Annotated in this window: 6 protein-coding genes, 1 pseudogene and 1 other annotated feature (1 of these 8 cut by a window edge); of the genes and pseudogenes, 6 read left to right on the plus strand and 1 reads right to left on the minus strand. The window is 47.4% G+C overall.

Annotated elements, in window-relative coordinates:
- Window positions 1-217, plus strand: a binding site (T-box leader); it begins 28 nt to the left of the window's first position.
- Window positions 218-270: 53 nt separating this feature from the next.
- The 5 genes from HMPREF1039_RS02160 (at window position 271) to HMPREF1039_RS08110 (ending at window position 5,055) form a co-directional block, all read left to right on the plus strand.
- The gene (locus HMPREF1039_RS02160; protein ID WP_007390752.1) at window positions 271-1,992 is read left to right on the plus strand and encodes a 2-isopropylmalate synthase; all 1,722 of its coding nucleotides are present in this window, start codon (window positions 271-273) and stop codon (window positions 1,990-1,992) included.
- Window positions 1,993-2,004: 12 nt separating this feature from the next.
- Window positions 2,005-3,261: a 3-isopropylmalate dehydratase large subunit gene (leuC, locus tag HMPREF1039_RS02165; protein WP_007390741.1), complete on the plus strand. Its 1,257-nt coding sequence runs from the start codon at window positions 2,005-2,007 to the stop codon at window positions 3,259-3,261.
- Window positions 3,262-3,263: 2 nt separating this feature from the next.
- Window positions 3,264-3,782, plus strand: a complete 519-nt coding sequence (locus HMPREF1039_RS02170; protein ID WP_007390753.1) for a 3-isopropylmalate dehydratase small subunit — start codon at window positions 3,264-3,266, stop codon at window positions 3,780-3,782.
- Complete coding sequence (leuB, locus tag HMPREF1039_RS02175) at window positions 3,754-4,818, plus strand: 3-isopropylmalate dehydrogenase (protein ID WP_007390757.1); 1,065 nt, start codon at window positions 3,754-3,756, stop codon at window positions 4,816-4,818. Before HMPREF1039_RS02170 ends, leuB begins: the two co-directional genes overlap by 29 nt.
- 81 nt (window positions 4,819-4,899) lie before the next feature.
- Window positions 4,900-5,055, plus strand: coding sequence for a hypothetical protein (locus tag HMPREF1039_RS08110; RefSeq protein WP_007390748.1), 156 nt, complete (start codon window positions 4,900-4,902; stop codon window positions 5,053-5,055).
- A 160-nt stretch (window positions 5,056-5,215) separates the two neighbouring features.
- Here the strand turns inward: HMPREF1039_RS08110 and clpB are convergent.
- Window positions 5,216-7,800: pseudogene (gene clpB, locus HMPREF1039_RS08565) on the minus strand (ATP-dependent chaperone ClpB).
- 214 nt (window positions 7,801-8,014) lie between these two features.
- On the opposite strand from clpB, the gene HMPREF1039_RS02185 reads away from it, so the two are divergent.
- Complete coding sequence (locus tag HMPREF1039_RS02185) at window positions 8,015-8,866, plus strand: tetratricopeptide repeat protein (RefSeq protein ID WP_007390740.1); 852 nt, start codon at window positions 8,015-8,017, stop codon at window positions 8,864-8,866.
- The last annotated feature ends 16 nt before the right edge of the window (window positions 8,867-8,882 follow it).

The raw sequence follows: 8,882 nt of genomic DNA on the forward strand, positions 1-8,882 counted from the left end.
TTTACCGTGTAGGTACAGAGAGTTGCCGTTCGGTGGAAGGTAATGCTACAGGAAAACTGAACTCGTCTCGAAGCAGCTCGCTGAACTATAAGTAGGCGGAGTCGGCTCCTGTCCGTTATCCTACAGGAAGGTATCGACAATTGTCCGTACTTATGAGTGCATATTTTAGGATATGAAGTAGAGTGGTAACGCGTGAGCAAAGTCTTTCGTCTCTGATGAGGCGAAAGACTTTTTTTGATTTTAATAGAAAGAATTGAAGGAGTGATGCTGATGAAAACGGTACAACGGTATCAAAAAGGATATTTTCTGCCGCCGCAAACGGATTGGTCATGGATACGGCAGGAATATCCGCAACAAGCGCCGCATTGGTGCAGTGTGGACTTGCGGGACGGTAATCAGGCGTTGGTGACGCCCATGTGTTTAGAGGAAAAAATCGCGTTTTATCAAATGTTGCTCCGGATCGGGTTTAAAGAAATTGAAGTCGGGTTTCCGGCGGCTTCGGAAACGGAATATCAATTTTTGCGTTATTTAGTCACGCATGATTTAATTCCTGAAGAGGTGACGATTCAAGTATTGACACAGGCGCGGGAAAATATTATTAAAAAGACCTTTGCCGCATTAAAAGATGTACCCCGAGCAGTGGTTCATGTGTATAATTCCACTTCGTTGGCACAGCGGCAACAAGTATTCCGTAAATCACGGCGCGAAGTTAAAGAATTGGCCGTACAAGGGGCGGAACTGGTAAGAGAATGGGCGGAAAAAACAGCGGGAAATTTTCGTTTTGAATATTCTCCGGAAAGTTTTACCGGCACGGAGCCGGAATATGCGCTGGAAGTGTGCAATGCCGTGTTGGATGTATGGCAACCGTCTGTGGAAAGAAAGGCGATTATTAATTTGCCGGCTACCGTGGAAATGTCTTTACCACATGTTTTTGCGGCGCAAGTAGCGTATATGTCCCGGTATTTACATTACCGGGAGGCGACGGTTTTATCCGTTCATCCTCATAATGACCGCGGTACGGGTATTGCGGCGGCGGAAATGGCGTTATTGGCGGGTGCCGAACGGTTGGAAGGTACCTTATTCGGCAACGGAGAACGGACGGGAAATGTGGATTTGGTGACGGTCGCTATGAATATGAAGGCGTTGGGTGTGGCGACGCAGTTGGATTTTTCCTTCTTGCCGGACATTGTTTCCGCATATGAAACGTTGACGCGTATGACCGTGCCGCCCCGGCAGCCGTATGCCGGAAAGTTGGTGTTCGCCGCTTTTTCCGGCTCGCATCAAGATGCGATTGCCAAAGGCATGCATTTTCGGCGGGAGCATCCGCAAGCACCGTGGACATGCCCGTATCTGTATATTGATCCGCAATCGGTGGGGCGTACATACGATGCGGATGTGATTCGCATTAACAGTCAATCCGGGAAAGGCGGGGTAGCTTTTGTGCTGGAAGAGCAATACGGTTTGCAAATTCCCAAAGCCTTGCGGGAAGACTTCAGCTATTATATTAAAGGTATTTCCGACCGGCAACAACGGGAATTGCAAGCGGCGGAAATCTATCAATTATTCCGGCAACGATATGAGCCGCACTCCGACGGTATGTATGTAGAATCTTTTGCCGTACATAAAACGGGAAATCGTTGGCAAGCAAAAGCGGTGCTGGTATACGGGGCAGAAAAACAAGTAGTGGAAGGTGTCGGCAACGGGCAGTTACAAGCAATTACGAACGGTATATGTGCGGCTTGCGGTCTGGATATTGCCGATTTAGTATACAGTGAACATGATTTGGACGGCGGCACCGGATCGCGCGGCATGGCGTATATCGGTATTACCGATAAAACCGGAATAACGGCTTGGGGAATAGGTGTGGATACGGATACGATGACGGCGGCGGTACAGGCTTTTACAGGGGCTGTACAGCATCATCCCGTATTTTCAAAACAAATGTCTTTTCAGCGACGGATTTTGTCGGCAATCGCGGTCGGCGGGCGATAGGAGGTAATGGTAATGGGCATGACGTTAACAGAAAAAATTTTAGCACGCCATAGTCATAGGGAGACCGTGCATCCGGGGGATTTAATTATTTGCGAGGTGGACTTAGTGTTGGCCAATGATATTACCGCACCGCCGGCTATTAAGGAGTTTGAGAAGATTGGGCGCCCCGTGTTTGATGCGGAAAAGATTGCGCTAATTCCCGATCATTTTACGCCCAATAAAGATATACAATCGGCCGCATTGGCCAAACAAGTTCGTGATTTTTCACGTCGTCACCGCATCCGTCACTATTATGAAGTGGGACGTGTAGGGATTGAACATGTTCTTTTACCGGAACAAGGCCTTGTCGGACCGGGAATGATTACTGTCGGCGCCGATTCCCATACGTGTACGTATGGCGCGTTGGGCGGTTTTGCCACCGGCGTAGGGTCCACCGATTTGGGCGTGGCGATGGCTACCGGGAAAGCGTGGTTTAAAGTTCCCGAGAGCATACAAGTATATGTACATGGTACGAAAAGTCCGTATGTTACGGGTAAGGACTTGATACTGTCGTTAATCGGCCGGATCGGAGTGGACGGCGCTTTATATAAATCATTGGAATTTACGGGGCCGGGACTGTCGGAATTAACGATGAGTGAACGGTTGACGATTGCCAATATGGCCATTGAATGCGGTGCTAAAAACGGCATTTTTCCGGTAGACGACAGTACTTTAAAGTATGAAGCGGATCGTTTTCTGAAGCCGTTTGAAATTGTGGCGGCGGATTCGGATGCCGAGTATTGCCGACGGATTGATGTGGATTTAAGTTTGTTGCGTCCGGTGGTGGCTTTTCCGCATTTGCCGGAAAACACAAAACCGGTCGGCACCTTTGACCCGATTCCTATTGATCAAGTGGTGATCGGTTCTTGTACGAACGGGCGTCTGGAAGATTTAGCGCAAGCCGCCGCAATTTTTGCAAACCGTTCGGTGCATCCGGAGGTACGGTGTATTATTATTCCCGGCAGTCCTACGGTTTATAAAGAAGCGTTACAAGCCGGGTATTTGGAAACTTTTATTAATGCCGGGTGTGCCGTAGCCGCTCCGACTTGCGGACCCTGTTTAGGCGGTTATATGGGGATTATGACGGCCGGAGAACGCTGTGTATCGACTACGAATCGAAATTTTCGGGGGCGCATGGGGCATGTGGAAAGTGAAGTGTATTTAGCGGGACCGCAGGTGGCGGCAGCCAGCGCGGTATTAGGTAAAATTGCCGCACCTTGGGAGGTATAGTGATGGAAATAACCGGGAATATTTGGAAATATGGCGATCATGTGGATACGGATGTGATTATTCCGGCAAGGTATTTGAATACCTTTGATCCGAAAGTATTGGCGGCCCATTGTATGGAAGACTTGGATCCGGAATTTGCTTCTCGAGTACGTCCGGGAGACTTTTTAGTCGGCGGTTGGAATTTCGGCTGCGGGTCTTCACGGGAACATGCGCCGCTGGCTATAAAAGCTTGCGGGATACGGGTGGTGATAGCGGCCGGGTTTGCCCGTATTTTTTACAGGAACGCTATTAATGTAGGGTTGCCCGTTTTGGAAATAGGCAAATGTGCGGAAGAAATAAAATCTTGCCGAAGTTTGCGAGTTAATATGGCAACCGGTACGATTAGCGATGTGCATACGGCGCGTTGTTGGCATGCCCGGCCTTTACCGGGATTTATCCGGGATATTGCCGCTGCAGGCGGTTTGATTGCGTATGTTAAAGGAGGCGGTTTAGATGAAAAAAATTGCGGTTATTCCCGGTGACGGTATCGGTCAAGAAATTATGCAAGCGGCAGTGGCGGTTTTACGCCGTACGACGGAATTATATGGGATAGATATACAGTTGCAACAATACGAAGCCGGCGGTACGGCTTATGATCGGACGCATACGCCGTTGCCGGAGCAAACCGTGCGGGCGGCATTAGCGGCTGACGGCGTATTATTCGGAGCTGTCGGCGGTGACCGCTGGGATCACTTGCCGCCGGCGTTGCGACCGGAGCAGGCCGTACTGGGATTGCGTAAAGCACTGGGAGTATATGCGAATTTACGTCCTATTACGGTCCGACCTTATTTAGCGTCGTATTCGCCTTTAAAAGAAGAAATTGTACGCGGTACGGATATTCTGATTGTACGGGAATTGGCGGGAGGAATTTATTTCGGTGCGCGTGAAGAAGCGGCTGAAGAAGCGGGAAAAATGCGGGCATGGGATACGGAAACGTACAGCGTTTCTGAAATTGAGCGGATCGCTCGCACGGCCTGTATTGCGGCCAAGCAGCGACGGCGACATGTCACTTCGGTAGATAAGGCGAATGTGTTGGCGACTTCCCGTTTATGGCGACGTACGGTGCAGCGTTCGGCGGCGACGGCGGAAGTGACCCTTGATCATATGTATGTAGATAATTGCGCTATGCAGTTGGTGCGTTGTCCGACCCGGTTTGACGTTCTCTTAACGTCGAATATGTTCGGCGATATTTTAAGTGATGAAGCTTCCGTGTTGGGAGGATCGATCGGTATGATGCCGTCCGCTTCATTAGGTGAAAAAACGGGATTGTATGAACCGATTCACGGCTCCGCTCCCGATATTGCCGGAAAAAATATAGCGAATCCGTGCGGTACTATTTTGGCCGCGGCGATGTTGTTACGTCATTCGTTAGGGAAACCGGAGGCGGCCGCAGCGATTGAACATGCCGTGGATGCGGCGTTGCAAGAAGGGTGGCGTACGGCGGACATGTATCGGGACGGTATGAAACGAGCTTCGACAGCGGATATGGGCGCGGCCGTCTTACGACAATTACGATGAGCAATCGCTTTTTCCTATGGACAATAGGAGGTTCCCTGCTATAATAAAAAGAGAACAAGAAAAAAGAAAGCAGGTGTAATCATGACGGATATAAAAAAAGAAGAATCGGCGGAAGAAAAACAAAAAAGATTGGAAGCGTTGTTTAAGCAATTCGGCATTCGTCAAAGTCATGATGTACGAATCTTGCAACGAGTGCGTGATTCTATGGCAAGTATGCCGCGTCGACCGAAACGATAATTTTTTCGGAATACACTTGATTTTACCGCGTTATTCCGGATGACCGGATAGCTGTTCCCCCGGCGAAAGATGCAGGTGCATCTTCGCCGGGGGATATATGTATATAATGTACAAAAAAGAAGACCGCCGACAGAAGTCGGCGGTCTTCTTCGAAAACGCGTCAATTTTCGGTATGTACAGGTGTAAAGGTAAAGGAGCTGCCATCATAATCAATAGATACCGTATCACCTTCACGAATAGTGCCGGCAATAATATCGCGACTTAAAGCCGTTTCTACGGTATGGGTAATAAGACGGCGGAGCGGACGTGCTCCGAATTGCGGTTCGAACCCCCGGTCCCCCAAGGCCTGTAAGGCGGCATCCGTCCAAGTCAAGCGAATATTTACTTGACGTTCCAATCGTTCGCTTAAGCGTTGTAATAAGATTTGAGCAATATGACGTACTTGATCTTTTTGTAATCCTTTGAAGACGATAATATCGTCAATACGATTGAGAAATTCGGGACGGAAGTATTGCTTTAACAGTTCGCGGACCGATTTTTCCGCAGTCGTAAAATCGGCGGCGTTTAAAATTTCATGTGACCCTAAATTGCTGGTCATAATGATGACCGTATTTTTAAAGTTTACGACACGCCCTTTGCCGTCGGTTAAACGGCCGTCATCGAGGATTTGTAATAACACATTGAAAATATCGGGATGTGCTTTTTCAATTTCATCTAATAAAATGACGCTGTACGGATGCCGACGTACGGCTTCGGTCAATTGACCGCCTTCATCATAACCGACATATCCCGGAGGGGCGCCGATAAGACGGGAAACCGTATGTTTTTCCATATATTCGGACATATCGATGCGGATAATATTGCGTTCATCGTCAAAGAGCGCTTCCGCCAGTGTTTTTGCCAATTCTGTTTTACCGACGCCGGTAGGTCCGAGGAAAATGAAGGAACCGATAGGACGATTGGGATCTTTAATACCGGCACGGGCACGAATAATGGCATCGCTGACAACTTGCACCGCTTCTTCCTGTCCGACTACCCGGGCATGTAAGGTATCGTCAAGATGTAACAGTTTTTCTCTTTCGCCGGTCATCATTTTGGTAACGGGAATTCCGGTCCAACGGCTGACGACTTGCGCTATATCTTCTTCGCTTACTTCTTCTTTTAATAATTGCGATTCCCGGTGATCGGCCAAGTAGCCTTCTTGTTCTTTGAGTTTTTGCTGTAATTCCGGCAACTTTCCGTATTTTAATTCGGAAGCTTTGGCAAGATTATATTCTCTTTCGGCTTTTTCCATTTCGCCCTTTACCGAATCGATTTCTTTCTTAATGGCTTGTGTACGCAAAATGGCTTGTTTTTCCGTATTCCATTTTTCTTGTAACGTTTTTTCTTTTTTTGCAATTCGTCTTTTTTATCTTTTATTTTGCGTAAGCGCTCTTGCGAGGCTTCGTCGGTTTCTTTGGTCAGCGATTGTTCTTCAATTTCCAATTGCATGACTTTATGACGTAATTCGTCTAAGGGCGCCGGCATGGATTCAATTTCCGTGCGCAGTTTGGCTGCGGATTCATCCACTAAATCAATGGCTTTATCCGGCAGGAAACGATCGGAAATATACCGATCCGAAAGAACGGCGGCGGCAACCAGGGCATTGTCACGAATACGAACGCCGTGATGTACTTCATAGCGATCTTTCAGGCCGCGTAAAATCGTGACCGTATCTTCCACATTCGGTTGTTCGACCATAACCGGTTGGAAACGACGTTCCAAGGCCGCATCTTTTTCAATATATTTTTGATATTCGTTTAAGGTGGTGGCGCCGATACAGCGTAATTCGCCGCGTGCCAACATGGGTTTTAATAAATTGCCCGCATCCATGGAACCTTCGGAAGCGCCGGCTCCGACAACCGTGTGAATTTCATCAATAAAGAGCAGAATTCGGCCGTCCGATTTAGCGATTTCGTTCAGAACCGCTTTTAAGCGTTCTTCAAATTCACCGCGATATTTTGCCCCGGCAATTAAGGAACCCATATCCAGGGAATATAAGGTTTTATGTTTCAATGATTCCGGCACATCGCCGCTCACGATACGTCGTGCCAGGCCTTCGACGATGGCGGTTTTACCGACGCCCGGTTCGCCGATGAGTACGGGATTGTTTTTCGTGCGGCGTGACAGAATTTCGATTGTACGGCGAATTTCTTCATCACGACCGATGACGGGATCCAACTTGTTCTTACCGGCTGCCGCCGTTAAATCACGCCCGTATTTTTCCAACGCCTTATAATTATCTTCCGGCTTATCCGTATTCACATTCCCTTTGCGGTTAGCTTTAATCGAAGACATTATTTTGTCCTTTGTTAAGCCGAATTCTTGACAAAGAGAACGTACTTCTTCGTCACTGTCCTGTACTAAAGCGCACAGTATATGTTCCGTACTGATGTATTCATCGTGCATTGCATCGGCTAATTGGCGGGCACGTCCCAGAACACGTACCATTTCGGTGGCCATGGAAAGCCGGCTTTGTCCCTGCACGGCAGGAATTTTATTTAAAACTTGTTCCAAACGTGCCTGTAACATGGGGACATCAGTGTGGCAATCGGCAAAAATAGTAGTCAACAGTCCTTCCGGTTCTTTAACTAAACTTAATAGTAAATGGGCCGCTGTAATTTCTTGATGATAACGTAAGGCTGCGATTTGTTGAGCGGCTTGAAAAGCAGCCATTACTTTTTGTGTATATTTTTCATTTTCCATAGAGTATACCTCCTTGTTTTTTTGAAGCGGGAAAATATGTGCTTTTTTCTTGTTTCATCCTTATTATAACGCTAAAAGTCGAAAAGTCAAGAATGATAAATAGATAAAAGTCAAAAAGTCAGAAAAGATTATTTTGTAGAATAGAGAATAATTTTGGTATACTATAAAGAAGTAAGCGGGATAAAATATTTTTCTTTATAAGAAAGGAACATATATGGATGATCAGGAACGAAATTCATTAATTCGCCAAGCGGCGGCAGGGAATAAAAAAGCATGGCAGGAAATTACTGCATTGGCGTTTACCGGGGATATAAAAGCGCAATTGTTTTTAGGAAATCATTATTACGAGGAAGGGCAAGGCGATGTGGCCAAGGCGTTTTATTGGTTTATGCGGGCCGCTAAACAAGAGGATGCACGAGGACAGTTTTTTGTAGGGGAATTATACGAAACAGGTCGCGGGGCGCCCCATGATTTCAGCCGGGCATTATATTGGTATCGGTTGGCGGCAGCGCAGGATGATGCGTATGCGGAAACGCGTATCGGGAATTTTTATGAAAACGGTATCGGCGTGGATCAAGATTATCAAAAAGCTTGGTACTGGTATCGGCGCGGTGCCGATCACGGTGATGGTGCGGCACAATGTAATTGCGGGATTTTTTTGCAATTCGGATATGTCGGTGACGCGGACTTTGCCGGCGCCGCGGACTGGTATAAGAAGGGCGCGGCACAAGGAGATCCGTCGGCACGAAATAATCTGGGGTATATGTATGAAAACGGTTTGGGTGTAGAGAAAAATTTTGCGACGGCTAAAATGTATTATGAATTGGCGGCATTAGATGGAGACGGTATGGCACAAAATAATTTAGGGAAATTATGCCGCGACGGCAGAGGCTGCCGAAAGGATTTGACAGAGGCGGCATATTGGTTTGCACAGGCGGCCATGAATGATTGTGAAGAAGGAATAAAAAATTATATTCAAGCCCTGGAAGAGGGGGCGGGAATCGCTAAGGATCCGGAAGAAGCGGCATTTTGGCGACATAAACTATATGTATTACAACATACATGAATAAAAAAGACACACA

The sequence above is a fragment of the Megasphaera lornae genome, from assembly GCF_000214495.1.
GTDB classification, from domain to species: domain Bacteria; phylum Bacillota; class Negativicutes; order Veillonellales; family Megasphaeraceae; genus Megasphaera; species Megasphaera lornae.

What these genes read in the sequence shown, in the direction of transcription:
- HMPREF1039_RS02160 (WP_007390752.1), top strand. Translation starts at nt 271, where the DNA reads ATGAAAACGGTACAACGGTATCAAAAAGGATATTTTCTGCCGCCGCAA.
- leuC (WP_007390741.1), top strand. Translation starts at nt 2,005, where the DNA reads ATGGGCATGACGTTAACAGAAAAAATTTTAGCACGCCATAGTCATAGG.
- HMPREF1039_RS02170 (WP_007390753.1), top strand. Translation starts at nt 3,264, where the DNA reads ATGGAAATAACCGGGAATATTTGGAAATATGGCGATCATGTGGATACG.
- leuB (WP_007390757.1), top strand. Translation starts at nt 3,754, where the DNA reads ATGAAAAAAATTGCGGTTATTCCCGGTGACGGTATCGGTCAAGAAATT.
- HMPREF1039_RS08110 (WP_007390748.1), top strand. Translation starts at nt 4,900, where the DNA reads ATGACGGATATAAAAAAAGAAGAATCGGCGGAAGAAAAACAAAAAAGA.
- HMPREF1039_RS02185 (WP_007390740.1), top strand. Translation starts at nt 8,015, where the DNA reads ATGGATGATCAGGAACGAAATTCATTAATTCGCCAAGCGGCGGCAGGG.